Here is a 25,281-nt window from a genome sequence, read left to right as displayed (position 1 = left end):
CCCAAGCTCCGATGCCCAAGCATAGCGAAACCCGCCATCTGCCCTATACGGCCGAACAGATGTTCGACCTGGTCGCCGATGTGCGTCGTTATCCGGAGTTCCTGCCCTGGGTCAGCGCGATGCGCGTGCGCCAGGACGGGGAGACGGAGACGGTGGCCGACATGATCGTCGGCTTCAAGGGGCTGCGCGAGACCTTCACCAGCCGGGTCGAGAAGAGCCGGCCGGAGCGGATCAGCGTGGAATATGTCGACGGTCCGCTGAAATATCTGCGCAACGACTGGCGCTTCCGGCCGGAACAGGGCGGTTGCGCGGTCGACTTCTCGGTCGACTTCGCGTTCAAGAACCGGGTGTTCGAGATGCTGGCGGGGCAGGTGTTCGGCACCGCGCTCCGCCGCATGATCGGCGCGTTCGAGACGCGCGCCGCCGCGCTTTACGGCGCGGGATCGGCCTCCGCCTCGACGACCGGCGGCACTTCGGACGGCAGCAGCAGTTCCAGCGCGCACAGCGCCGCCTGAAGCCGGATGCCGCCCCGGCCGGTGTCGGGGAACAGCTTGCGATCGGCATGGATCTCGGCCGCGTCGCCGCCCTTGTCCGCGCGCGCGAAGACCACCGTGCCGACGGGCTTGCGCTCCGACCCGCCACCCGGCCCGGCGACGCCGGTAATCGACACGGCGATGTCCGCGCCGCTCTTTTCCAATGCGCCGCGCGCCATGCTCCAGGCGACCGCCACCGACACCGCGCCGAACGTCTCCAATATGTCGCCGCCGACCTTCAGCAAATTGCGCTTGGCCTGGTCGGAATAGGTCACGAACGAGGCGATGAACACGTCCGACGATCCGGGGATCTCGGTCAGCGCCGCCGCGACCAGGCCGCCGGTGCAGCTTTCGGCGACCGCGATGGTGCGGCCGGCGGCGCGGTTGGCGTCGATCACGCGGCGCGCGGCCTCGACCAGCGGAGGGGGGAGAAGGGTGTCGGTCATCATAGCCTCTTCACGGCTGCGGGCAGAGCGGGATTTCGGGCAGGCCGGTCTTGCCGGACTTGGCCCCGGACCGGGCATGGTCCGCCTTCAGATAGCGCAAGGTGGTGACGATCACGCCTGCCGTGTTGGCGGGCGGCAGGGGTTCGAGCAACGTGACCAGCCGGTCGACGGTGCCGCAATCCTCGATCGCGACGCGACCGACGACCAGGGGCGCGATCAGGCTGGTCAGCACCGGCCGGGCATATTCGGATTGCAGCAGCAGGGTGACAGCCGGGTCGCTGAGCTTGGCGATCGCGCCTTGCGCGGCGGGCCAGGCGCGGTCGGCGGCGGCCTGGTATTTGGCGATCAGCGGGCCGCCCCCGCTGCGGATCAGGCTGGTCGCGGGCAGGCGCTGCGCGCAGACGCGGCCGGTTTCGCGGATCACGTCGGGCAGGGCGACGGTGGCGAGCGACTCGGCCTCCGCGTCGGTCAGGCAGGGGCGCTGCGCGGCGGCGGGGCTGGCGAGCAGCGCCGGCACCACCAGCAGCACGGCGAGGCGGAAGGCGATCCGCATCAGCGTGGCGTCCGGGGCAGGCTGATGGTGGCCATCGCCTGGGTCGCGATGCCCTCGCCCCGGCCGGTGAAGCCCAGCCGTTCGGTGGTCGTCGCCTTCAGGCTGATTCGATCGGCGGGCAGGTTCAGGATCTCGCCGATCCGCGCGACCATCGCGGCGCGATGCGGGCCGATCTTGGGCGCTTCGCAGATGATCGTCAGGTCGACGAAGTCGATCCGCCCGCCCGTGTCGGCGATCAGCTTGGCGGCATGGGCCAGGAACTGGTCGGACGCGGCGCCGCGCCATTGCGGGTCGCTGGGCGGGAAATGCGTGCCGATATCGCCCGCCGCGATCGTGCCGAGCAGCGCATCGGTCAGCGCATGGAGCGCGACATCGGCGTCGGAATGGCCGGACAGCCCCTTGTCGTGCGGGATCAGTACGCCGCCCAGCCACAATTCCTCGCCGGCCTCCAGCCGATGCACGTCGAAGCCGCTGGCCGAGCGGCTTTCCCAGGAAACACGCGACTCCGCGGCGGCGAAGTCTTCGGGATAGGTGACTTTCTCCAGCATCGGATCGCCCTGCACCAATGCGACGCCGCCGCCAAGCCGGCGCACCATCTGCGTGTCGTCGGTCGCCTCGTCCCCCTTGGGCCAGGCGGCATGGGCGGCGCGGAGCGCGGCAAGGCGGAAACCCTGCGGCGTCTGCACGCGGTGCAGGCCGGCGCGGGGCACCACGTCGCCCAGCATCGAGTCGTCGCCCCGCACCAGCGTGTCGGCCACCGCCAGCACCGGCGTCGCGCCGTCATGATCGTCCAGCGCGGCGACCACCCGGTCGATCACCGCATAGGGGACGAAGGGGCGGGCGGCGTCATGCACCAGCACCCGCTCGGTATCTGGGGGCAGCGCGGCGAGGCCGGCGGCGACCGACTCGCGCCGGGTCGCGCCGCCCTCGACCAGCGTCACGTCGCCGATCAGCGCGCGGACCTGCGCCAGCCGCTCGGGCGCGGCGACCACGACGACGCCGTGGATCGCCGGATGGCGGCCGAGCAGCTCGACGGCATGGACCAGCATCGGCTTGCCGGCGACGGTGGCGAACTGCTTGGGCCGGCGGCCGCCGGCGCGGCTGCCGCTGCCGGCGGCGAGGATCAGGGCCAGGGTGCGGGGCGATGCCATGGCGCGCCGGTTAGCGGACCGGGGCGGCCGGGGCCATAGCTTGTTGCAGGGCCGGAATTGCGCTAGGGAGCCGACGGTTCTCAGCCTTATGCACAATTTCAAACCCATCCAGATCGGCCCCGTCCGGATCGATTGCCCCGTCGTGCTCGCGCCGATGACGGGCGTCACCGACATGCCGTTCCGCACCCTGGTCCGCCGCTACGGCTCGGGCCTCAACGTCACCGAGATGATCGCGTCGCAGGCGGCGATCCGCGAGACGCGCCAGTCGATCCAGAAGGCGGCCTGGCACCTGTCCGAGGAGCCGGTGTCGATGCAGCTCGTCGGCTGCACCCCCTATGAGATGGGCGAGGCGGCGAAGCTGGCCGAGGATCGCGGCGCGGCGATCATCGACATCAACATGGGCTGCCCGGTGCGCAAGGTGACCAATGGCGATGCCGGCTCCGCCCTGATGCGCGACCTGAAGCTGGCGGCGCAGCTGATCGACGCGGTGGTGAAGGCGGTGTCCGCCCCCGTCACGCTCAAGATGCGGATGGGCTGGTGCCATGACAGCCTGAACGCCCCCGAACTGGCGCGCATCGCGCAGGACCTGGGCGCGCGGATGATCACCGTCCATGGCCGCACCCGCAACCAGATGTACAAGGGCCAGGCCGACTGGCGCTTCGTGTCCAAGGTGAAGCAGGCGGTCGACCTGCCGGTGCTGGTCAATGGCGACATCCTGACGATCGACGATTCGATCGCGGCGCTGGAACAGTCGGGCGCGGACGGGGTGATGATCGGGCGCGGCGCCTATGGCCGGCCCTGGCTGCTCGGGCAGGTGATGCATTTCCTGTCGACCGGCGAGCGGCGGCCGGACCCCGATCTGGACGAGCAATATGACGTGGTGGCGGAGCATTATGACGCCATGCTCTCGCATTATGGCACGGTGACGGGCGTCAACATGGCGCGCAAGCATATCGGCTGGTACACCAAGGGGCTGACCGGCTCGGCAGAGTTCCGCAACACCGTCAACCAGCAGCCGGACGCCGAGGTGGTGAAGCGGATGCTGGCCGAATTCTATGCGCCGTGGCGGCGGCGTGCGGCTGCCTGAACCCGGCGTCCGGGGCCGTCCGGGATTCGCCGAACTGTTCGCCGCATTGCCGGTCGCGGTGCTGGTGGTCGATCCGGATGATCGGATCGCCCATGCCAATGCGCTGGCCGAGCAGTTGCTCAACCTGTCCGAACGGGTGATGCTGGGCCAGCCGCTCGCCGCGATCCTGCCCCCGCCCGAGGCGGCGCAGGCGCATGACGGCCATGGCTTCGCCATCTACGATACCGAGATCGCGACCGCGCGGGGCGTGCGGATGCGCGTCGATTTCGTCGAGGCGATGGTCCCCGACCATCCCGGCTGGCGCACCGTGACGCTGCACAATGCCGCCGGCGCGCGCCGCTTCGCCACGGCGGGCGAGCGGGGGCCGGGCGCGCGCGCGGCGGTGGGGGCGGCGGCGATGCTGGCGCATGAGATCAAGAACCCGCTGTCGGGCATCCGCGGCGCGGCGCAACTGCTGGGCGCGGGCGAGCTGACCCAGCTCATCACCACCGAGGTCGACCGGATCGCCGGGCTGATCGACCGGATGCAGGATTTCAGTGACACCCGCCCGCTGCCGATCGCGGGGGAGAATATCTACCCGCTGCTCGCCCATGCGCGCGGGGTGGCGCAGGCCGGCTTCGCGCGCGGCGTGCGGATCGAGGAACGCTACGACCCGTCGCTGCCGCCCGCCGCGATCAACCGCGACGCGCTGACCCAGATCCTGATCAACCTGCTGAAGAATGCGCGGGAGGCGGTGCGCGGCGAGCGGACGCCGTGCATCACCATGACCACCGCCTATCGCCACGGCGTGACCCGCGCCGGCGCGCCGGGCCAGCCGCGCGTGCCGCTGCCGATCGAGATCTGCGTGATCGACAACGGCCCCGGCGCGCCCGCCGACATCGCTGAGCATCTGTTCGACCCCTTCGTCTCCAGCCGGCCGGAGGGGCAGGGGCTGGGCCTGGCGCTGGTCGACAAGCTGGTGCGCGACATGGGCGGCATCGTCCAATATGCGCGGGAGGGGGCGCCCGCCGCCACCGTCTTCCGCCTCCTGCTGCCGAGAGCCGTGCGATGAGCCATGTCCTGGTCTGCGACGACGATGCCGCGATCCGCACCGTGATCGCGCAGGCGCTGCGCCGCGAGGGGCATGTCGTCTCCACCGTCGACAGCCTGACCCAACTCGACCGGGCGCTGGCGCGGGGCACGCCGGACGTGCTGCTGACCGATGTCGTCCTGCCCGACGGCGACGGCATCGACCGGATGAAGGAGGTGGCGGCGCGCCTGCCGAACCTGCCGATCATCGTGCTGTCGGCGCGCAACACGCTGACCACGGCGGTGCGCGCGGCGGAGCTGGGCGCTTATGAATATCTGCCCAAGCCGTTCGACCTCGACGTGCTGGCGCGCGCGGTGGCTGGCGCGCTGGCGCGGGGCGGGACGGCGGCGGAGAACAGCCAGCCGCCCGAGGACCCGGCGCTTCCCCTCATCGGCCGGTCGCCGGCGATGCAGCATGTCTATCGCGTGATCGCCCGCGTCGTCTCCAACGACCTGACCGTGCTGGTGTCGGGCGAGTCGGGGACCGGCAAGGAACTGGTCGCCCGCGCGATCCACGATCTGGGCGGGCGGCGCGCCGCGCCCTTCGTTGCGATCAACATGGCCGCCATCCCGCGCGACCTGATCGAAGCGGAGCTGTTCGGGCATGAGCGCGGCGCGTTCACCGGCGCGGGGCAGCGCAATGCCGGCCGGTTCGAGCAGGCGGCGGGCGGCACGCTGTTCCTGGACGAGATCGGCGACATGCCGATCGACGCGCAGACGCGGCTGTTGCGCGTGCTCCAGACCGGCGAGTTCACCACGGTCGGCGGCGCGCGCACGATCCGCGCCGACGTCCGCATCGTCGCCGCCACCAACCGCGACCTGGAGGGCCAGGTGTCGGCCGGGCTGTTCCGCGAGGACCTGTTCTACCGCCTGAACGTCGTGCCGCTCGCCCTCCCTTCGCTGCGGGAGCGGGGCGAGGATGTCGCGCTGCTCGCCCGGCATTTCCTCGACCAGGCGGCGGCCCAGGGTCTGCCGCGCCGGCGCCTGTCGGACGATGCGGTGGCGCTGCTGATCGCGCATGACTGGCCCGGCAATGTCCGCGAGCTGGAGAATCTGATGCGTCGGCTGGCGGTGCTGGCGCGCGATGCGGTGATCGATGCCGAGGCGATCCGGGGCCTGATGGGCGCGCCCCGCACCCCCAGCGAACCGGTCGAGGCCGGGTTCGAGCCGGCGGTGCGCGCCTTGCTCGACCGGCTGGCGCGCGAGGCTCCGGCGCGGCTGGATGACGGCACGCTCTATGACTTGGTGATCGCCGAGGTGGAACGGCCGCTGATCGCAGCGATGCTGGCGCGCCATGGCGGCAACCAGCTGCGGGCGGCCCGGGCGCTCGGCATCAACCGCAATACGCTGCGCAAGCGGCTGGACGATTGGGGCATGGATTTACCCAAATCGTGATTGTCGGCAATTATGTGGTTTTCATGCAACATCTGACGCTGTAGGGCGGCCAGGATGATCGCTGCCGCGACGCCAGACCTGACCGACGAAGCGCCCGCGCGGCGGTTTACGGTGACGCCCGCGATCGAACTCGCGGTGCTGGCGGTGGCGGTCGCGATCGGTATCGCCAGCTATTTCATCGTCTCGCGCGCCGGCGCCTCGCAGCAATTCATCGCGCCGCCGCTCCTCGCGCTGCTGCTCGTCGCCAATCTGGTGCCCGGCATCGGCATCCTGATGCTGATCGGCCGGCGGATCGCCCGGCGGCGGGCGGCACGTTCGCTGATCGGCGGGTCGGGGCAGTTGCACGTCCGCCTGGTCGCGCTGTTCTCCGCCGCGGCCGCCATCCCGATGCTGCTGGTGACGATCGTCGCCTCCCTGCTGTTCCAATATGGCGTCGAATTCTGGTCGTCGCAGCGCGCCCAGTCGATGCTGAACAACGCCGCCAGCCTGGTCCGCGAGAATTACGAGAAGGAAATCCAGCGCGTCGCCGACGAGACGCGGGCGATGAGCCTCGATCTCGCGCTCTACCTTCGCCAGATGCCGATCGACAGCAAGCGCTTCTCCGAAGGCCTGGCGGTGCAGACCTTCCAGCGCGAATTGTCGGAGGCGATGATCGTCCGCCGCGACGAGAAGGACCCGCTGATCGTCCTCAACCCCTATGGCCGGCCGATGGAGAATATCGTTACGCCGGCGATGATGCAGCAGATCGACCGGGGCGCGCCCGTCGCCACCGAGCAGTTCGCCGATCGTGCCGCCGCCCTGGTGCCGATCGACTATGGCAAGCATACCTATCTCTACGCGGCGCGCGTGTTCGACCAGCAACTGGCCACCCAGTTGCGCCGCGGCGACGCGATCGTGGCGGATTACCAGGCGTTGCAATCTCGGTCGCGCGCGCTGCAACTGCGCTTCAACGCGGCGCTACTGATCCTATCGCTGCTGATCGTCGGGCTGGCGGTGTGGATTGCGCTCAGCATCGCCGACCGGCTGGTCCGCCCGGTCGGCGCGCTGGTCGATGCGGCGCGGCGGGTAGAGGGGGGCGATCTCAGCGCCCGCGTGCCCGGCCCGCACGACCGCGACGAGGTCGGCACGCTGGCCAGCGCGTTCAACCAGATGACCGGGCGGTTGGAGGAGCAGAATACCGAGCTTCGCACCGCCAACGACCAGCTCGAATCGCGCCGCTCGCTGATCGAGGCGGTGATGGCGGGCGTGTCGGCCGGCGTCGTGTCGACCGGCGCGGACCGGGTGATCCGCATCGCCAACGCCTCCGCCATCGCGCTGTTGGGGCGCGATGCGGACGGGGTGCTCGGCCGTCCCTTGCGCGATGTCGCGCCCGAGCTCGACGCGCTGGTCGATGGCGCCGTGCGCGAGGCGGTGGTGCAGGTCGGACAGGACGGGCCGCCCCGCACCCTGGCCGTCCGCATCGCGCGCACCGCAACCGGGCCGATCCTGACCTTCGACGACGTGACGCAGCAGCTGGTCGACCAGCGCCGCGCCGCCTGGTCCGACGTGGCGCGACGGATCGCGCACGAGATCAAGAATCCGCTCACCCCCATCCAGCTCGCCGCCGAGCGGCTCCAGCGCCGGTATGGCAGCCGGATCGAGGCGGATGACGGCACGTTCGAGCGGCTGACCCAGACGATCGTCCGTCAGGTCGGCGACCTGCGGCGGATGGTCGACGAATTCTCCTCCTTCGCGCGGATGCCCAAGCCGGTGTTCCGCGAGGAAACGCTGGTCGCCGCCGCGCAGGAGGTGATGTTCCTGCACGAGGTCGCGCATCCCGCCATCCGCTTCACGCTGCTGCACGACGCGGACGATCCGATGATTCTGGTCTGCGACCGCCGCCAGATCGGCCAGGCGCTCACCAACATCGTCAAGAACGCGGTCGAGGCGATCGAGGGGCGCGAGGGCGCGACCGATGGCGCGGTCACCATGACGCTGGCGCGCGAACCGCGCGGCGAGGTAAGCGTGACGGTGGCCGACAACGGCATCGGCCTTCCGCCCGCGCGCGAGCGAATCGTCGAACCCTATATGACGACGCGGGCGCGCGGCACCGGCCTGGGCCTCGCGATCGTCAAGAAGATCGTCGAGGAGCATATGGGCACGATCGGATTCGCCGACCGCGACGGCGGCGGCACCGTCGTGACGCTGATGTTCGACGCCGGGCATCTGGCGATGCTCGACCAGGGCGATGCCGCGCCCGAACCGACCGGCGAGGGACCACTCGCCGCCTTGACCACCAACCGGACATGATCTGATGCCAATCGATATTCTCGTCGTCGACGACGAACTGGACATTCGCGAACTGGTCGCCGGCGTGCTGGAGGACGAGGGATATGGCACGCGCGGTGCCGGCGACAGCGACTCCGCGCTGGAGGCGATCGCTCAGCGCCGGCCGTCGCTGGTGCTGCTCGACGTATGGTTGCAGGGCTCGCGGCTCGACGGGCTGGAGCTGCTCGACGAGATCAAGCGGCGCGACCCGTCGATCCCGGTGCTGGTTATTTCCGGCCATGGCAGCCTGGATACGGCGGTGGCGGCGATCCGCAAGGGCGCGGCCGACTTCATCGAGAAGCCGTTCGAGGCGGAGCGACTGTTGCTGATGGTTGCGCGCGCGACCGAGACGGAGCGGTTGCGGCGCGAGGTCGCGTCGCTGCGCAGCCTGGCCGCGCGCGACACCGACCTGACCGGCAGCTCGGGCGCGATCAACGGCGTCCGCGCGACGCTGAAGCGCGTGGCGGGCACCGGCAGCCGCGTGCTGATCATGGGCCCGGCCGGCGTCGGCAAGGAGGTGGCGGCGCGGCTGCTGCACGGCTGGAGCCAGCGGGCGACCGGTCCCTTCGTGATCGTCAGCGCCGCGAACATGACGCCGGAGCGGGTCGAGGAGGAATTGTTCGGCGTGGAGGAGGGCGGCGACCTGGTCCGCCCCGGCCTGCTCGAACAGGCGCATGGCGGCACGCTGTTCCTGGACGAGATCGCCGACATGCCGATCACCACCCAGGCGCGCATCCTGCGGGTACTGACCGACCAGAGCTTCACCCGCGTCGGCGGCAGCCGGGTGGTCAAGGTCGACGTCCGCGTCGTCTCCGCCACCGCGCGCGACCTGACCGAGGAGATCGCCGGCGGCCGGTTCCGCGAGGATCTCTATTACCGGTTAAACGTGGTGCCGGTGGTGATCCCGCCGCTGGCCGACCGGCGCGAGGACATTCCGCCGCTCGTCCATCACTTCCTCACCCATTATGCCGGCGAGCGCCGCGTGCCGACGCCGGAGGTCGCACCCGACGCGATGGTCGCGCTGCAATCCTACGAATGGCCGGGCAATGTCCGCCAGTTGCGTAATGTCGTCGAGCGCACGATCATCATGGCGCCGGGTGACCGGATCGGCCGCATCGACCTGGACCTGCTGCCGGCCGAAGTGCTGGGCAGCGACCGGGGTGGCGACCATGGCCCCTCCGCGATCATGGGCGCGCCGCTGCGCGAGGCGCGCGAAAGCTTCGAGCGGGAATATCTGCGCGTCCAGATTCGCCGCTTCTCCGGGAACATTTCGCGCACCGCAAGCTTCATCGGCATGGAACGGTCGGCGCTCCATCGGAAGCTCAAGCTGCTCGGCATCACCGATACGCGCGAAGAGTGACCGGCTGGACGATTCGGCCGCTACAACGCTAAGAAGAAGGGTCCGGCCGCCAAGGCCGGGCGTCCGACGCCGGACAACGGCGCACTCCTGCGGGCCACGGCCCGCCAACAAGAAGGGCTTGTTCATGGCCGAAAAGCAATCCTCGCTGCAGGACCTGTTCCTCAACGCGCTGCGCCGCTCCAAGACTCCGGTGACGATGTTCCTGGTCAAGGGCGTGAAGCTGCAGGGCATCGTCACCTGGTTCGACAATTTCTCCGTTCTGCTGCGGCGCGACGGCCAGTCGCAGCTGATCTACAAGCACGCCATCTCCACGATCATGCCCGGCGGCGCGTTCGACGTCGATCCGATCATCGAGGCGGTCGGCGAGAACCAGCGCAAGTCGCCGCTGCTCCAGGAACTGTTCCTGAGTGCGGTGCGCAAGTCCGAAGACAGCGTGACCATGTTCCTGATCAACGGCGTGATGCTGCAGGGCCAGATCGCTGGCTTCGACCTGTTCTGCATGCTGCTCCAGCGCGAGGGCATGGTGCAGTTGGTCTACAAGCACGCCGTCTCCACCATCCAGCCGGCCAAGCCGCTGAACCTGGCCGAGGAACAGGCCGAGGCGCAGGAAGATTGAGCAACGGTTTCGATCGCGACCGCGATGAATTCGCGCGCGGCGCGCGCGCCGTCGTGCTGCTGCCTGACCGGGGCGATTCGTCGCGCGACGCCGAGGCGCGGCTGGAGGAAAGCGCCGGCCTGGCCGCCGCGATCGGGCTGGAGGTGGTCGACCGCGTCGCGCTCAAGGTGCGCCAGCCGCGCCCGGCGACGCTGATCGGCAGCGGGCAGGTCGAGGAACTGGCGACGCGCGTCCGCATGGAGGAGGCGTCGCTGGTGATCGTCGACGCCGCCCTGACCCCGGTGCAGCAACGCAACCTGGAGACGGGGCTGGGCGCGAAGGTGATCGACCGCACCGGCCTGATCCTGGAGATTTTCGGCGAGCGGGCGGCGACCGCCGAGGGACGGTTGCAGGTCGAGCTCGCCCATCTCGACTATCAGGCCGGCCGCCTCGTGCGGAGCTGGACCCATTTGGAGCGGCAGCGTGGTGGCTTCGGCTTCCTGGGCGGGCCCGGCGAGACGCAGATCGAGGCGGACCGGCGGATGATCCGCGACCGTATGGCGCGGCTGCGGCGCGAGCTGGACCAGGTGTCCCGCACGCGCGGCCTGCACCGCGACCGTCGACAGCGCGCGCCCTGGCCGGTGATCGCGCTGGTCGGCTATACCAATGCCGGCAAGTCGACGCTGTTCAACCGGTTGACCGGCGCGCATGTCATGGCCGAGAATCTGCTGTTCGCGACGCTGGACCCGACATTGCGGCAGATCTCGCTGCCGGGGTTGGACAAGGCCATCCTGTCGGACACGGTGGGCTTCGTCTCCGACCTGCCGACCCAGCTGGTCGCGGCGTTCAAGGCGACGCTGGAGGAGGTGGTATCCGCCGACCTGCTCGTCCATGTCCGCGACGTCGCCCATCCCGATACGGAGGCGCAGCGCGCCGATGTCGAGTCGGTGCTGGAGGAGATCGGCGTCGACCCCGCCACGCCCCGGTTCGAGGCGTGGAACAAGCTCGACCTGCTGGACGACGAACGCCGTGCCGAGCTGCTGGCGGCGGCGGAGCGGCGCACCGATGTGCTTGCCATCTCCGCACTGACCGGCGAGGGGATCGACGATCTGTCCGTCAAGATCGCCGCCCGGCTGACCGCCGGACACCGCCGCTATCACCTGACGCTCGATGCGGGCGACGGGGCGGGGCTGGCCTGGCTCCACGCGCATGGCGAGGTGGTGCGGCAGGAGACGGAGGAGTTGGAAAGCCATGTCGAGGTCCGCCTCGACCCGGCGGATTATGAGCGCTTTCTCCAGCGCTGAAATCAGTGGCGGGACGGACGATACGCCGTCCCGCCATCCACTCAAGCGAGAGCGCTGGCCCCGCGTGCGCGCCGCCGCAGTGAAAGGCCGGCGAGGCCCAGGCCGGTCAGCATCAGCGCCCAGGTCGCCGGTTCCGGCACGGCCGCTGCCGTGATGTTGAAGGACACGCGTGTCGCGGTGTTGAACGACAGGCCCTGCCAGTTCACCCAGATATTGTTCTGGTCATAGCGGATGTTCGACGCCGTCAGTCCCGCCATGTTGCTCGAAGCGATGCTGGCGGTAAAATCACCAAGCGTTCCGTCCACGTCCCAGATTTTGAAACCGTTGAAAGACGCCGGTTTCCAAAACGAGTCTCGAATAAAGGTGATGTCGAGACCTGTATTGGTAAATGTCATCAAGAAACTTTTTGTAAAATTTCCTTCTATGTTAATCGGGGTCTGGCCATCGACGGTAACGATGGCGTCGGGATAGTATATGCTCCCGTCTTCGCTAGGAAATATATAGCGTGTTCCAATACGTTTTCCCAGTAGGCCTTCGGCATGGGCTTGCCCACTTGCAATTAGAGAAAAGATAGCAAGTACTGCGATCTTCTTCATGGTAAACACCCCGTTGAATAATTTCAGGGGCTCTGTTGGTCAGAAAGTGGATAATGCGCAATCCGTAGGAACGCGGATGGTATATTTGCGTAGATGGTGATTGCATCAATGCTTTATGTGTTAGGTGGCAACGGCTTAATGCCAAAGGCATGAATTAGGTACTGCTGGCGAAGGCGCTGGCTGGGTGGGGTAAGACCTCGGCGGAGTTCGATTATCGGCAGTCGACCCTCGCTGGCTTTGCCCCGGACCAAGACGGTTAGAGCAAGATGACATCGGGTCGACCCAAGTCGTCCTTGCGAGCGCAGCGAAGCAATCCACGATTGCGCGCGTGACGCCCTGAATTGCTTCGCTGGGCTCGCAAGGACGATTCCCGGTTACGGTCGTGTCGTCGGGCTCGGGCACGTTGATCGCTGCTTGCGGTGGCCGAGATTGGATCGACCATGGCCGCCCACCGCGTCATCGAACCTGTGATCGACGTGCCGGCAACGCAGGACGGGTCTTTCCAACATGTCCCGTGCCGCGATCGGCCGCTCTCTCGTGCGCCGGTCACTCGACCACCATTGGCCCGAAATTTCTGCTCATGCGTTAAAGACATTCAGCGAGGAGCGAGTGATGTCGGACGAACAGAAGAAGGATCAGGTTCCGGAGGCGTTCAAAGATACGGCCGATCGTAGCGTCGAGGCCGGGATTGCCGATGAGAGCGCCGCCTATGATCAGGCGATGGAGGACGGTGACGCAGACAAGTCGTCCGATCGGCCTTCTGCCGAAGACATGGGGGATTTCGCTTGATGGCCGCGACGACGATGGAGCGCGCTTTTCAGGTCGCGCGGGCCGGACAATGCCGGACGTTGGGCGATCTGCGCCGGACCCTGATCCGCGAAGGCTATGACAGCGTCCATGCGCAGATTTCGGGCGGTAGCCTGACGCGGCAGCTTCGCGACCTGATGCGGGTCGCGGCGCAGGGCTGATCCTGTCCGGCTTAGGGTTGCAGCCGGCCTTCCAGCGATGACGGCGCGGCGTCCAGGTCGATCGCGACGCGCTTCGACTTATCCACCTTCGGCGCCAGGGCGCGGCGGATCGCATCCACCCCCGCCTTGGCGACGGGGATGATCGGCAGCATTACGCCGACCTGACAGCCCTGAAAGGCACAGGCGCCAACGCCGGCATTCTCCAGACCCGCACGCGGATCGCCGGTCGGCTGACGCGGGATATCGGGCGGCGGACGCTCGTCGGGGAGCGGCAGGCGAGGGGGCGGGGCGCCGTTTCGGCCACAGACGACGATCTGATCGTCCGCCGAGCGGGCCGCCGCGCAATCGTCCGCCAGGATCGAAAAGCTTTGCGGCACGGCAGGCGCGGCCTGAAGACCAAGGAGCAGCGCGGCGATCATTCGGCGAGGGGCCGCAGGCTGGTGCTGCCATTGCGGCCGCCGGTCGTCATCGTCGCACCGGCCATGCCTCCGCCGACCAGGAACAGGCTCTGGTCCTGGATCGGTGTCGTCCGGTGGAGCAATGCCTGGCGCTCTTCGCTGACCGATCGGTGCGCGGGGTCGCCGAGTTCGACGACGGTCAGGGGGACTCGATAACGGTCGGCGGTGCGGCGACCGCAGACAGTGATCGTCCGGGCGGTCGCGGAGTCGCTACAGCGCTGCTCGGCCGCGGTTTTCTCCAGTGCGGTGCGCAACAGCGTGTCGTCGGTCTGGGCGAGCAACAGCAACACGGACAGCATCCACATCTCCCGCCGGAGGATTGTCGCGACGACGCTAGTCGATCAGGGCCAGTCCGTGAAGTCCGTCCGCAAGATCGTGCGTGGCCGGCTGGTACAGAGCTTGCCGCCGACGGTGCGGCAATCGATGCCGGTGTCGCCAAAGGCGCGCGCCTTCATGTCGACCTGGGCCATGGGTTCGGAGTCGATGCGATACCGCGATCGGCGGGGCGGCTCGCCGCAGGTGGTCGTCGCGCAACCGGGATTGAGGCGACCCCGGGCCGCCTGGAGCAGGTGTGCCGCGTCCTGGGGCGCGGCGGTCATTAGAAACAAGGCGAGCATCGGTCCCTCCTGTCGAGGGCATGGATAACGCGACTCCGGTTAAGATGTTGCCTCGATCGGCGTCAGGCCGAGACGGGGAATGTCGATCGCCGGACAGCGGTCCATCACCACCTTTAGACCGGCTGCCTCGGCGCGGGCGGCGGCGGCCTGGTCGATGACGCCGAGCTGCATCCATACGGCCTTGGCCCCGATTGCGATCGCTTCATCGACCACCGCCCCGGCGGCGGCCGAGTTGCGGAAGATGTCGACGATGTCGATCGGGTCGCCGAGCTGCGCCAGCTCACGGAACACGAACTCGCCATGGATATGTTCGCCGGTGATCTGCGGATTGACCGGGATGACGCGGTAGCCATGCCGTTGCAGCGCGGCCATCACGCGATTGGACGGCCGGTCGGGGCGATCCGATGCGCCGACCAGCGCGATGGTGCGGGCCGATCGCAACAGGTCGGCAATGTCGTCGTCGCTGGTCAGGGGCATGGCGTATCTCCGATGGGACCCGGATAACGCCCGTCCGTCACGCCCGGTTGCGCGGTCTCAGCGCCGGGCGAGCCAGTCGGCCACCTGCGCGGCGAGGGGGGCGAAGATACGGTCGTCGTCCCGCGCCGCCGGTGGCTGTCCCGCGTCCGACGCCTCGCGGATATCGATCGCCAGTGGCACCCGGCCGAGAAAGGGCAGGCCGAGTTCCGCCGCCGTCGCTTCGGCGCCGCCGCGCCCGAACGGATCGGAGATCACGCCGCAGCTCGGACAGGCATAGCCGGCCATGTTCTCGATCAGGCCGATGATCGGCACGCCCGCCTTGTTGAAGAAGTCGATCGCGCGGGTCGCGTCGATCAGCGCCAGGTCCTGCGGCGTGGACACGATCACCGCGCCCGCCGGCCGGTATTTCTGCACCATGGTCAGCTGCACGTCGCCGGTGCCGGGCGGCAGGTCCATGACCAGCGTGTCGGCCGTGCCCCAGGCCCCCTCGACCAGCTGCCCCAGCGCCCCCGCCGCCATCGGTCCACGCCAGGCAATCGCGCGACCGGGCTCGACCAGCTGGCCCATCGACAGCAACGGCACGCCATAGCGGGTGGGGACGGGGATCAGCTGTTTCTCGATCGCCTCGGGCCGAACACCCTCGGCCGCCATCAGGCGCGGCTGGGACGGGCCATAGATATCGGCGTCGATCAGGCCGACGCGGCGGCCGGCACGGGCGAGCGCGATGGCGAGGTTGGCGGAGACGGTCGACTTGCCGACGCCGCCCTTGCCGCTGGCGACGGCGATCAGGGCGCGGTTGACGCGCTCGGCGGTGACGATCACGCGCGCGGCGGGAGCGGCGGCGCGGACCTCCGCCTCCAGCCGCTCGCGTTCGGCGGGGGCGAGGCCGGTGGCGTCGAGCACCACGCCCATCCGCTCGCCATCCATGCGGATCGTCGCCCGCGAACCCGCGACGGAAAGCACCGCCGCCCTGCTTGCTTCACTGGTCATGCGGCCGGCCTTAAGCCGGCATCCCCGCCTTGGCACTGTTTTTCGTCGAACGGCCTTCCTATAGAGAGGATATGAGCATCCTCCCACGCTGGTCCAAGCGTCCGATTATCCTTGCTGCCGACAACTCCAAGGGACCGTGGGGAGGCGATGGCGGAACCCCCGGCGGCGGCGGCCCGCGCAATCCCTGGTCGGTGCCGCCGGGCGGTCGCAAGCCGGCCGGCGGTTCGGCCCGTCCGACCGCGCTGGACGATTTCCTGAAGCGCGCGCGCGGCGGCGGTGGCGGCGGCGGCGGTGGAAGCGGCTTTCCCAGCCTGCCGCCCGGCGCCAATGCGCGGGTGCTGTGGGCGATCGGCGTCGGCATCCTGGTCGTGCTGTGGCTGCTCTTCACCTGCATCCATCAGATCGGCCCGCAGCAGCGTGGCATCGTCACCTATCTGGGCCGCTATGCCGGCACTCTGTCGCCCGGCGTCCAGGTCACGCCGCCCGCCCCCTTCGCCCGGGTGCAGGAAGTCGATGTCCAGCGTTTCCGCACCGAGAACTTCCCGCGCGGCGACGGTGTCAACCTGGCGCTGACCGGCGACCAGAATATCGTTGACCTGACCTATTCGGTGCGCTGGAACGTCGCCAATCCCCGTGACTATGTCTTCCAGCTCGCCCAGCCCGAGGAGACGGTGCGCGCCGCGGCGGAAAGCGCAATGCGCGCTGTCATCGCCACGACCACGCTCGACCAGGCGCTGGGCGGCGGCCGTACCGGGATCGAGCAGCGGGTGGCCGAGCTGACTCAGGCGATCCTGAACAGCTATCATTCCGGCGTGCGCATTCAGAGCGTGTCGCTCAACCGCGTCACCCCGCCGGCGCAGATCGTCGACGACTTCAACAAGGTGACGGTGGCGCAGCAGGAGGCGGTGGCCGAGGTGAACCGCGCCAAATCCTATGCGCAGCAGGTCATCGCCCGCGCACAGGGCGAGGCCGCGCAGTTCGATCGCGTCTACAGCCAGTATCGCCTCGCTCCCGAGGTGACGCGTCGCCGCATGTATTACGAGACCATGGAGGCCGTGCTGGCCAAGTCCGACAAGACGATCATCGAGGCCCCCGGCGTCATGCCCTATCTGCCCATTCCCAATGCGCGTCGCCTGACCGAGGCCGCGCCCGCTTCATCCACCCAGGGTTCGGCGGCGGCTGCGGCGCAGGGCCAGACCCAGTCGGGAGGCGGCCAATGAACGCGATGTGGAAGAACCCGATCGCGCTCGGCATCGCCGCGCTGGTGCTGGTGATCCTGGCGGCCGCGACCTTCGCGATCGTGCCGGAGACGGAGCAGGCGGTCGTCTATCGACTTGCCCAGCCGATCCGCGTCGTGAACCGCGCGGCGCTGCCCGGCCGGCCGGCGACGGATGAGGCCGGTCTGGTCGTCCGCGTGCCCTTCCTCGACCGGATCGTCCGGGTCGACAAGCGCGTCCGCAACCTGGACCTGGAGAATTCGCAGGTCCTGTCCACCGACCAGCGCCGTCTCAACGTCGATGCCTATGCCCGTTACCGGGTGGTCGATCCCCGGCTGATGCTGGCGACCGCCGGCGACGAGGAGGGTGTCGAGAACCAGCTTCGCCCGCTCTTCGCCTCGACGCTGCGCAACGAACTGGGCAAGGTGTCCTTCGCCTCGCTGCTCACCCCGGAGCGGACCGAATTGATGGAAGCGATCCAGACCGGACTCGATCGCCGTGCGCGCCAATATGGCGTCGAGATCGTGGACGTCCGCATCAAGCAGGCGGAGCTGCCCGATGGTACGCCGCTGCAAAGCGCGCTCGACCGGATGCGCACCGCCCGCCAGCAGGAGGCGATCACCATCGCCGCCGAGGGCCAGCGCCAGGCGCAGGTGGTCCGCGCCGATGCCGATGCGGAAGCATCGCGCATCTACGCGCAGAGCTTCGGCCAGGATGCTGGATTCTATGACTTCTATCGGGCGATGCAGTCCTACCGCCGCACTTTCGGGGCGGATGGTACGCCGGATCAGAAGGGTTCGACCAACTTCATCCTGTCGCCGAACAATTCCTATCTTCGGGAGTTCGAGGGACGAGGCCGCTGATCCTGTCACGGCCATGATCTTGCGGTCCGTTCATATTCAACCGTCGTTCAGCCGATTTGGGCGATAAATCGCCCGGTTCGAACGACGAACGAGAGGAACTAGCTTCAGTGCGCTACGCCTACGCCATTACCAGTGCGCTTCTGCTCGGCGGTGCGACCGCCACCCTGGCCTTGCAGCCGACCGTCGCGCAGACCGCGCAGAACGAGCCGGGCACGATCCAGGCGTCCGCGCCCCGTGCGGGCGCGCCGATGAGTTTCGCCGACCTGGTCGCGAAGCTGCAACCGGCGGTGGTCAACATCTCGACCAAGCAGACGATCGTCCAGCAGACCCAGGCCAATCCGTTCGCCGGCACGCCCTTCGCCGATCTGTTCGGCGGCGGTGGCGGCAGCGGCGCGCCGGTGAAGCGCGAGGGCCAGTCGCTCGGTTCCGGCTTCATCATTTCGCCCGATGGCTATGTCGTGACCAACAATCACGTCGTCGCACCCGGCGCGCGCGGTGCGCAGGTGGATTCGATCACGGTCATCCTGCCGGACCGCAAGGAATATACCGCCAAGCTGATCGGCCGAGATCCGGATTCGGACCTGGCGCTGCTCAAGATCAACGCCACCAACCTGCCCTTCGTGAAATGGGGCGACAGCTCGCGGACCCGCGTCGGCGACTGGGTGGTGGCGATCGGCAATCCGTTCGGCCTGGGCGGCACCGTGACCGCCGGCATCGTTTCCGCCGTGCACCGCGTGACCGGCCAGGGCGGAGCCAACGATCGGTTCATCCAGACCGACGCCGCGATCAATCAGGGCAATAGCGGCGGCCCGATGTTCGACCTGAACGGCAACGTCATCGGCATCAACTCGCAGATCTTGGGCTCGCAGGGCGGCGGCAATATCGGCATCGGCTTCGCCATTCCGGCGGAAGAGGCCAAGCCGATCATCGCCACGCTGATGAAGGGCGAGCCGATCAAGCGCGGCTATTTGGGCGTGCAGCTCGGGCCGGAGGTGAATGGTGACGTCGCGGCGGCGCTCGGCCTGCCGAAGAACCGGGGCCAGGTGATCGCGGGCGTGACGGCCGGCGGGCCGGCGGCGAAGGGCGGCTTGCGCGCGGGCGACGTGGTGACCGAGGTCAACGGCCAGGCGGTGACGCCCGACCAGACCTTGTCCTATCTGGTCGCCAATATCGATCCCGGCCAGACCGCGCGTCTGAGCGTGATCCGCAGTGGCAAGCCGGTCAGCGTCAATGTCGCGGTCGCCGCGCGGCCGACGCAGGAGCAACTCGCCGCCGAGATCAACGGTGGCGCGGACGGTTTCGGCAGCGACGATGACGACGACGATTCGGCGACGACCGCGCCGGCCAGCGGCAATCCGCTGGGTCTGGCGGTGCAGCCGCTGACGCCGGGGATCGCCCGTGCCGTGGGTGTCGAGTCGACGGTGCAGGGCGTGGTTGTGGCGGCGGTCGATCCGTCGAGCGACGCCGGGCAGAAGCTGAAGCGTGGTGACGTGATCCAGTCGATCAACGGCACGCCGGTCCGTACAGTCGCCGAGGTCGCGGCGGCGGTCACGGCTGCGAAGGCGGCGGGGCGCAACACCGTGCTGTTGCAGATCGCGCGCCAGCGGCTGAGCAACTTCATCCCGGTCAAGCTGAAGAGCTGATCGCGCCCGCCTGCGGGTGATCCTGACGGGGCCGTCGTCCGACCGGGGCGGCGGCCCCGTTCGATTCCCGTGATGCTTCAACTTGCTCGCCAGACGGTCTAGGGTCATCCCCTTGAGCACCCCATGAGAAGGGATCACGCATGACGGACGGCATCTTCATCGGTCTGGGCGGCGGCCAGCCGCAGCGGCTCGACCTGAAGCGTGCCAATCGTCACGGGCTGATCGCGGGTGCGACCGGCACCGGCAAGACCGTGACCCTGCAAGGCATCGTCGAGGGCTTCTCGGCGGCGGGCGTGCCGTGCTTCGTCGCGGATGTGAAGGGGGACCTGTCCGGCCTCGCCATGGCCGGTTCGGCGACCGCGAAGACGCATGAGGCGTTCGCGGCCCGCGCGGCGGAGATCGGCTTCACCGACTGGGCTTACCGCGCCATGCCGGTGCAGTTCTGGGACCTGTTCGGGCAGCAGGGCCATCCCGTCCGCACCACGGTCAGCGAGATGGGACCGTTGCTCCTGTCGCGGCTGATGGACCTGAACGACGTGCAGGAGGGGGTGATGACCATCGCCTTCCACGTCGCCGACGAAGAGGGGCTATTACTGCTCGACCTGGACGATCTCCAGGCGATGCTGGCGCATTGCGCCGAGCGGGCGGCGGAACTGTCGACCCGCTATGGCAATGTCAGCAAACAGTCGATCGGGGCCATCCAGCGCGCGCTGCTGCAATTGCGGTCGCAGGGTGCGGAGCATTTCTTCGGCGAGCCGGCGCTGGCGCTGACCGACCTGATCGCGCTGGACGACCGGGGGCAGGGGGTGGTCAACATCCTGGCCGCCGACAAGCTGATGGCCAGCCCGAAACTCTATTCCACCTTCCTGCTCTGGCTGATGAGCGAGTTGTTCGAGCAGCTGCCGGAAGTGGGCGACCCCGACAAGCCGGTGCTCGCCTTCTTCTTCGACGAGGCGCATCTGCTGTTCGACGATGCGCCCAAGGCGTTGCTCGACAAGATCGAGCAGGTCGTCCGCCTGATCCGCTCCAAGGGCGTCGGTATCTATTTCATCACCCAGAACCCGATCGACGTTCCCGACAGCGTGGCGGGGCAGCTCGGCAATCGCGTGCAACATGCGCTGCGTGCCTTCACCCCGCGCGACCAGGCGGCGGTGCGTGCGGCGGCGACCACCTTCCGCGCCAATCCCGGTGTCGACGTGGCGAGCGCGATCACCGAGTTGAAGGTCGGCGAGGCGTTGGTGTCGCTGCTCCAGGCGGATGGCTCCCCGTCGCCGGTGGAACGGACGCTGGTCCGCCCGCCATCCAGCCGGGTGGGGCCGGTGACGCCGTCGGAGCGTAAGCTACTGATCGAGACCGACGCGATCGGCGACCGCTATGACGTCCTGGTCGACCGAGAGTCGGCGGAGGAGATGCTCGCGGCGAAGACCGAGGAAGCCGCCGCTTCCGCCGCTGCCGCCAAGGCGCAGGGCGAAGAGGCCAAGGCCGAAGCCGTCCGCCAGCGCGATGCCGCGCGTGCGGCGCGCGAGGCGGCGCAGGCACAGCGCGCGGCGGACCGGGAGTCGGCGGATTCGCCCTGGGCCAAGGCGGCCAATTCGGCGATGCGCTCCGCCTCCTCCTCGATCGGGCGACAGGTGGCCAATGAGATCGGCCGGCAGGTGTTCGGCAGCCGGCGCGGCCGGAAAGGTGACGCGGGCGGCTTGATCGGGCAGATCGCGCGCGGTGTATTGGGCGGATTGTTCCGCGGGTAAGCATGGAGGCGATGATGTTGGACGGTGAGATCCGGGGCGGATGGGACGAGGCGGCGGAGGCGGTGTTCGAGGAGGTCGTCGCGCTGCGTCGCGCCATCCATGCCGAACCGGAAATCGGCCTCCAATGTCCGCTGACCAGCGCCAAGATCAAGGCGGCGCTCGCCGGCCTGCCGCTGGAGTTGCGCGAGGGGACGTCGACCACGGGCTTCGTCGCGATCCTGCGCGGCGGTGCGGCTGCGGCCGGTGCGGGCAGCAATGCGCGCACCGTGCTGCTGCGCGGCGACATGGACGCACTGCCGATGACCGAGGAGACCGGGCTGCCCTTCGCCAGCACGATCGACGGGCGAATGCACGCCTGTGGCCACGACACGCACACCGCCATGCTGGTCGGTGCGGCCAAGGCCCTGTCGGCGCGGCGGGACGAACTCGCCGGCACGGTCGTCTTCATGTTCCAGCCGGGCGAGGAGGGCTATCACGGCGCGCGCTTCATGATCGAGGACGGGCTGCTCGCCGATCCCGCACCCGACGCGGCCTTCGCGCTGCACATCTCGCCCAATGCGCCGTCCGGCTTGGTCGTCGGGCGTCCCGGGACGATCATGGCCTCGGCGGACACGCTCCACGCGCGGATTATCGGACGCGGCGGCCATGCCGCCATGCCGCATGAGGGGCTGGACCCGATCCCCGTCGCCTGCGAGATCGTGACCGCGCTCCAGGTCTATATCGCCCGCCAGGTGGCGGTGACCGACCCGGCGGTGCTGTCGATCACGAAGATCCAGGCGGGCACCGCGCATAATGTCGTGCCCGGCGAGGCGACGTTGCTCGGCACGTTGCGCACGCTGTCGGAGGCGACGCGGATGCAGTGCCAGGCGGCGTTCAAGCGGATCGTCGAGAATATCGCCGCCGCCCATGGCTGCACGGCCGAGGCGTGGATCGATGCCGGCTATCCGGTGACCGCCAACGATCCGCGTGGCAGCACGTTGCAACAGGCGGTGGCGACCGAGCTGTTCGGCGAGGGTGGCTGGCAGACCATGCCCAAGCCGATGATGGGCGCGGAGGACTTCTCCTATGTGCTGCGCGCGGTGCCGGGGGCGTTCGCCTTTATCGGCGCGGCACCGGAGGGAAGCGATCCGGCGACCAACCCGCCACTGCACAATACGCGCATGACGCTCGACGAGCGGGTGATGGCGCGGGGGGTCGCGATGCACTGCGCGACGGCGACGCGATTCCTGGAGCGGGGGTTCGACTGAGCCTCGATCTCACGGGAAGCCGTGGAGGGCCGGAATGCAGAGGGGCGTCCGTCGGTCTACGCCGTGCGGTGCGTTTCTCTGTCCGTCTGCGTACCATCCCGGCGGAGGGACAGAGACGGGTTACGCCGTCACCCCCGGAAAGCCGGCTCGGTCCAAGGACCGAACATCCGGCCCGTAAACGGACAACGCCGGCCGGCTCCCTCGGGAACCGGCCGGCGTCGTCAGCGATCGGCCGAACCAAGGCCCGGCCGGGAGCCGCTTACTTGCCGCGCAGCGTGTTCAGCACCGCGAGGCCGACCACGCCGGCCAGCGCCGCCGTCGCCCAGGGGCGGGCCTGGGCGAAGCCCTTCGCCTTGTCGACCAGCGGTCCGGGATTGGCGATCGCGTCCTTGGCGGTGCCGGCGAGCTGCTTGGCATTGCCGGTGAGCTGATCAGCCAGACCTTCGTGCTTCAGCGACTGGTCGCCGGTGGCGCTGCCGATGGCTTCCTTGACGTTGCCGCCGAGATCCTGCGCCTGACCGGACAAGGTGGTGGTGTTCATCGCTTACGCTCCTGATTGCGCCTTCGGAACGGAAGGCTGTTGCGGTGCGGGAACGTATCGGATGCGATTTGGTGCCATGGCGGTCGTATCGGTGACGGACATGTCACCGATCGCCCAGGTCGCGCCCGCCTCCGTCGCGCGGAAGCGGTCGGCGGCGATCCGCCGTTCCGCCAGCGTCGCGCGCAGCACCTCGCGCGGCTGGTCGATCCCCTCCGAGGTCAGCTCGAACGTGCCCCAATGCACGCCCAGCGCCCAGGCCGCGCCCAGTTGCTGGAAGGCGGTGACCGCCTGGACCGGGCCGATATGATTGTCGGTCGCGCCACCGCTGAAATGATAGGCCCCGATCGGCAGCAGCGCGAGCCGGACCGGCCCGTGCCGTCGCGCCTCGACCGCCCAGCGCATGTCGCCCTCGCCGGTATCGCCGGCATAATAGAGGTTGCCGCCGGGCAGCGTCACGGTGAAGCCGGTCCATAGCGTCCTGTTGCGGTCGCCGGGGCGATACTGGCTCCAGTGGTGCGCGCGGTCGAGCCGGACCTCGATCCCCGGCCGCACCGCCACCCGGCCGCCCCAGTCGCGCGCCGCCGAGCGGATGCCGTAGCGGCGCAGGATCTGGTCGTTGCCCAGGCCGGTCACGATCAGCGGGCGGTCGCGTCGCCAGAGATGGCCGAGCGTGCCGATGTCGAGATGGTCGAAATGATCGTGGCTGAGCAGGATCAGGTCGATCTTCGGCAGATCGGCCAGCCGGATGCCCGGCGCGCGCACCCGCTTCACCCCGGCGAACCGCACCGGCGAGGCGCGCTCCGCCCAGACCGGGTCGGTCAGGATGTTGAGGCCCTGGGTCTGGACCAGCACGCTGGCATGGCCGATCCAGGTGACCTGCATCGCCTGCCCCTCGACGCGGGGTGCGGGCACGGCCGGCGTGACCGGCACGCTGGCCGGCCAGCTGCGATAGGGCGGCTCCAGCAGATGTTCGAGCAGCGCCAAGGGCCCCTGGTTGCGTTCGCCGACCTTGCCATGGACACCGTCGGGATTGACGAAGCGCTGCCCGTTGAAATGGTCGCTGCGCGCGACCTTCGACAGGTCGATCGATGCGCAGCCGCCGGCCAGGAGTGGCAACAGGGTGAGCCACGTCCGGCCGGCCGGCCCCGTCACTTCTTGATCAGCCCGATCTCGACCAGTCGCTCGTACAGATAGTCGTGCGCGGTGATCGGGTTCGGATAGCGGTTCGGATTCTCCGCCGTGATCGTCTGCGGCAGCGTCTCGATCAGGAAGTCGGGCGCGGGGTGCAGGAAGAAGGGCATGGAATAGCGCGAATGGCCGCGCCGCTCCGGCGGCGGGTTGACGACGCGGTGCGTGGTCGAGGGCAGGACATGGTTGGTCAGCCGTTGCAGCATGTCGCCGACATTGACGACCATCGCACCCTCCGGCGGCTTGATCGCCAACCAGCGCCCCGTGTCGCGGTCGAGCAGTTCCAGCCCGGCCTCTTCCGCGCCGAGCAGCAGGGTGATGAGGTTGATGTCCTCATGCGCCCCGGCACGCACCCCCTCGGCATCGACGGGGATGGGGGGATAGTGGAGCAGGCGCAGCACACTGTTGCCGTCCTTCACCGCCGGGTCGAACCAGTCGGGGGCAAGGCCGAGATAGAGCGCGATGGCCGAGAGCAGCCGGTCGCCCGCCTGATCGAAAGCGGCGAAAAGCTCGACGAACGTGTCCTTGAACCCCTCGGGCCGGGTCGGCCAGATGTTCGGGGCCATGACATCGGCATAGCGATGCCCGGCGGGCAGTTCGCGGCCGACATGCCAGAATTCCTTCAGATCGACATGCTTCGCGTCCTTGGCGATCTCGGTCTTGAAGGGCGTATAGCCGCGCGCGCCGCCGCCGCCCGGCTGGTGATAGCCGCGCTTCTCCGCGTCGGGCAGCGCGAACAGCGCCCCGGTCTCGGCCCAGGCGCGGTCGATCAGCGGCTGTGGCACGCCATGATTCGCGACGATCGCGAAGCCGAAGCGCTTGAACGACTCGCCGAACGCGGTGGCGAAGCCCTGCGGGTCGCGCGCCTGGTCGGCAAGGCTCAAGGTCGGCACCGCCGCCGATCCGGCGGTGGAGGGGGTATCCAGCAT

General features: G+C 68.8%; 27 protein-coding genes. 15 read left to right on the top strand and 12 right to left on the bottom strand.

Annotation, left to right across the window (positions count from 1 at the left end):
* The first annotated feature begins 11 nt into the window (after window positions 1-11).
* A complete protein-coding gene (locus QE452_RS09620; RefSeq protein ID WP_309658003.1) occupies window positions 12-515 on the top strand; it encodes a type II toxin-antitoxin system RatA family toxin in 504 nt (167 codons plus the stop codon).
* Here the strand turns inward: QE452_RS09620 and QE452_RS09615 are convergent.
* From QE452_RS09615 to QE452_RS09605, 3 genes are read right to left on the bottom strand one after another with little or no spacing between them, the layout of a single operon-like run.
* Window positions 431-982 (bottom strand): CinA family protein, encoded by a 552-nt coding sequence (locus tag QE452_RS09615; protein ID WP_405052754.1) that lies wholly within the window; start codon window positions 980-982, stop codon window positions 431-433. The two genes, QE452_RS09620 and QE452_RS09615, sit on opposite strands and share 85 nt — an antisense overlap.
* A 7-nt stretch (window positions 983-989) precedes the next feature.
* On the bottom strand, window positions 990-1,532 hold the full coding sequence (locus tag QE452_RS09610) for a hypothetical protein (RefSeq protein WP_309658004.1): 543 nt from the start codon (window positions 1,530-1,532) through the stop codon (window positions 990-992).
* Window positions 1,532-2,683: a bifunctional 2-C-methyl-D-erythritol 4-phosphate cytidylyltransferase/2-C-methyl-D-erythritol 2,4-cyclodiphosphate synthase gene (locus QE452_RS09605; protein WP_309658005.1), complete on the bottom strand. Its 1,152-nt coding sequence runs from the start codon at window positions 2,681-2,683 to the stop codon at window positions 1,532-1,534. Before QE452_RS09605 ends, QE452_RS09610 begins: the two co-directional genes overlap by 1 nt.
* An 88-nt stretch (window positions 2,684-2,771) precedes the next feature.
* Between QE452_RS09605 and dusB the strand changes: the two genes are divergently transcribed.
* The 7 genes from dusB to hflX all read left to right on the top strand — a co-directional run bounded on the left by dusB (window position 2,772) and on the right by hflX (window position 11,799).
* Window positions 2,772-3,770, top strand: coding sequence for a tRNA dihydrouridine synthase DusB (dusB, locus tag QE452_RS09600; RefSeq protein WP_125993116.1), 999 nt, complete (start codon window positions 2,772-2,774; stop codon window positions 3,768-3,770).
* Window positions 3,739-4,821, top strand: a complete 1,083-nt coding sequence (locus QE452_RS09595) for a nitrogen regulation protein NR(II) (protein WP_405052753.1) — start codon at window positions 3,739-3,741, stop codon at window positions 4,819-4,821. The genes dusB and QE452_RS09595 overlap by 32 nt, the downstream gene beginning before the upstream one ends.
* Window positions 4,818-6,233, top strand: a complete 1,416-nt coding sequence (gene ntrC / locus QE452_RS09590; protein WP_309658007.1) for a nitrogen regulation protein NR(I) — start codon at window positions 4,818-4,820, stop codon at window positions 6,231-6,233. The genes QE452_RS09595 and ntrC overlap by 4 nt, the downstream gene beginning before the upstream one ends.
* Before the next feature lie 54 nt (window positions 6,234-6,287).
* A complete protein-coding gene (locus QE452_RS09585; protein ID WP_309658008.1) occupies window positions 6,288-8,522 on the top strand; it encodes an ATP-binding protein in 2,235 nt (744 codons plus the stop codon).
* A gap of 4 nt (window positions 8,523-8,526) precedes the next feature.
* A complete protein-coding gene (locus QE452_RS09580; protein ID WP_125993112.1) occupies window positions 8,527-9,900 on the top strand; it encodes a sigma-54 dependent transcriptional regulator in 1,374 nt (457 codons plus the stop codon).
* Window positions 9,901-10,024: 124 nt separating this feature from the next.
* A complete protein-coding gene (gene hfq, locus QE452_RS09575; protein ID WP_125993111.1) occupies window positions 10,025-10,516 on the top strand; it encodes an RNA chaperone Hfq in 492 nt (163 codons plus the stop codon).
* The gene (gene hflX, locus QE452_RS09570; RefSeq protein ID WP_309658009.1) at window positions 10,513-11,799 is read left to right on the top strand and encodes a GTPase HflX; all 1,287 of its coding nucleotides are present in this window, start codon (window positions 10,513-10,515) and stop codon (window positions 11,797-11,799) included. Before hfq ends, hflX begins: the two co-directional genes overlap by 4 nt.
* Before the next feature lie 41 nt (window positions 11,800-11,840).
* Here the strand turns inward: hflX and QE452_RS09565 are convergent, their stop codons facing one another.
* Window positions 11,841-12,395 (bottom strand): PEPxxWA-CTERM sorting domain-containing protein, encoded by a 555-nt coding sequence (locus QE452_RS09565; protein ID WP_309658010.1) that lies wholly within the window; start codon window positions 12,393-12,395, stop codon window positions 11,841-11,843.
* Window positions 12,396-13,007: 612 nt separating this feature from the next.
* Here QE452_RS09565 and QE452_RS09560 point away from each other — a divergent pair.
* Entirely contained in the window at window positions 13,008-13,184 is a 177-nt protein-coding gene (locus QE452_RS09560; RefSeq protein ID WP_309658011.1) for a hypothetical protein, read from the top strand.
* Window positions 13,184-13,363: a hypothetical protein gene (locus QE452_RS09555; RefSeq protein WP_125993106.1), complete on the top strand. Its 180-nt coding sequence runs from the start codon at window positions 13,184-13,186 to the stop codon at window positions 13,361-13,363. Before QE452_RS09560 ends, QE452_RS09555 begins: the two co-directional genes overlap by 1 nt.
* An 11-nt stretch (window positions 13,364-13,374) precedes the next feature.
* Here the strand turns inward: QE452_RS09555 and QE452_RS09550 are convergent, their stop codons facing one another.
* Genes QE452_RS09550 through QE452_RS09530 form a run of 5 tightly spaced genes read right to left on the bottom strand, consistent with a single transcriptional unit; the run spans window position 13,375 to window position 15,905 of the window.
* Window positions 13,375-13,782, bottom strand: coding sequence for a hypothetical protein (locus QE452_RS09550; protein ID WP_309658012.1), 408 nt, complete (start codon window positions 13,780-13,782; stop codon window positions 13,375-13,377).
* On the bottom strand, window positions 13,779-14,120 hold the full coding sequence (locus tag QE452_RS09545) for a hypothetical protein (RefSeq protein WP_309658013.1): 342 nt from the start codon (window positions 14,118-14,120) through the stop codon (window positions 13,779-13,781). Before QE452_RS09545 ends, QE452_RS09550 begins: the two co-directional genes overlap by 4 nt.
* A 42-nt stretch (window positions 14,121-14,162) precedes the next feature.
* Window positions 14,163-14,438, bottom strand: coding sequence for a hypothetical protein (locus QE452_RS09540; protein WP_309658014.1), 276 nt, complete (start codon window positions 14,436-14,438; stop codon window positions 14,163-14,165).
* A gap of 39 nt (window positions 14,439-14,477) precedes the next feature.
* Window positions 14,478-14,915, bottom strand: coding sequence for a CoA-binding protein (locus QE452_RS09535; RefSeq protein ID WP_309658015.1), 438 nt, complete (start codon window positions 14,913-14,915; stop codon window positions 14,478-14,480).
* Window positions 14,916-14,972: 57 nt separating this feature from the next.
* A complete protein-coding gene (locus QE452_RS09530; RefSeq protein ID WP_309658016.1) occupies window positions 14,973-15,905 on the bottom strand; it encodes an Mrp/NBP35 family ATP-binding protein in 933 nt (310 codons plus the stop codon).
* A gap of 71 nt (window positions 15,906-15,976) precedes the next feature.
* On the opposite strand from QE452_RS09530, the gene QE452_RS09525 reads away from it, so the two are divergent.
* The 5 genes from QE452_RS09525 (at window position 15,977) to QE452_RS09505 (ending at window position 22,623) form a co-directional block, all read left to right on the top strand.
* Window positions 15,977-17,125 carry a protease modulator HflK gene (locus tag QE452_RS09525; RefSeq protein ID WP_309658017.1) on the top strand — a complete coding sequence of 383 codons (1,149 nt, stop codon included), beginning with the start codon at window positions 15,977-15,979 and terminating at the stop codon, window positions 17,123-17,125.
* On the top strand, window positions 17,122-17,985 hold the full coding sequence (locus QE452_RS09520) for a protease modulator HflC (protein ID WP_309658018.1): 864 nt from the start codon (window positions 17,122-17,124) through the stop codon (window positions 17,983-17,985). Before QE452_RS09525 ends, QE452_RS09520 begins: the two co-directional genes overlap by 4 nt.
* Before the next feature lie 107 nt (window positions 17,986-18,092).
* Entirely contained in the window at window positions 18,093-19,628 is a 1,536-nt protein-coding gene (locus QE452_RS09515; protein ID WP_309658019.1) for a Do family serine endopeptidase, read from the top strand.
* Between the two features lie 140 nt (window positions 19,629-19,768).
* Window positions 19,769-21,376, top strand: coding sequence for a helicase HerA-like domain-containing protein (locus tag QE452_RS09510; RefSeq protein WP_309658020.1), 1,608 nt, complete (start codon window positions 19,769-19,771; stop codon window positions 21,374-21,376).
* Window positions 21,377-21,387: 11 nt separating this feature from the next.
* Entirely contained in the window at window positions 21,388-22,623 is a 1,236-nt protein-coding gene (locus tag QE452_RS09505; RefSeq protein WP_309658021.1) for a M20 family metallopeptidase, read from the top strand.
* Between the two features lie 259 nt (window positions 22,624-22,882).
* Here QE452_RS09505 and QE452_RS09500 read toward each other — a convergent pair whose 3' ends face one another.
* Genes QE452_RS09500 through QE452_RS09490 form a run of 3 tightly spaced genes read right to left on the bottom strand, consistent with a single transcriptional unit; the run spans window position 22,883 to window position 25,281 of the window.
* Window positions 22,883-23,164 carry a CsbD family protein gene (locus tag QE452_RS09500; protein WP_125993096.1) on the bottom strand — a complete coding sequence of 94 codons (282 nt, stop codon included), beginning with the start codon at window positions 23,162-23,164 and terminating at the stop codon, window positions 22,883-22,885.
* 3 nt (window positions 23,165-23,167) lie between these two features.
* Window positions 23,168-24,280 (bottom strand): MBL fold metallo-hydrolase, encoded by a 1,113-nt coding sequence (locus QE452_RS09495; RefSeq protein ID WP_309729974.1) that lies wholly within the window; start codon window positions 24,278-24,280, stop codon window positions 23,168-23,170.
* A gap of 32 nt (window positions 24,281-24,312) precedes the next feature.
* Entirely contained in the window at window positions 24,313-25,281 is a 969-nt protein-coding gene (locus QE452_RS09490; protein WP_309658023.1) for a 2-oxoglutarate and iron-dependent oxygenase domain-containing protein, read from the bottom strand.

Source organism: Sphingomonas sp. SORGH_AS_0438 (assembly GCF_031453475.1).
GTDB lineage: Bacteria > Pseudomonadota > Alphaproteobacteria > Sphingomonadales > Sphingomonadaceae > Sphingomonas.
The sequence above is the reverse complement of the archived record's forward strand: the minus strand, read 5'-3'. Positions and strand labels throughout refer to the sequence as shown.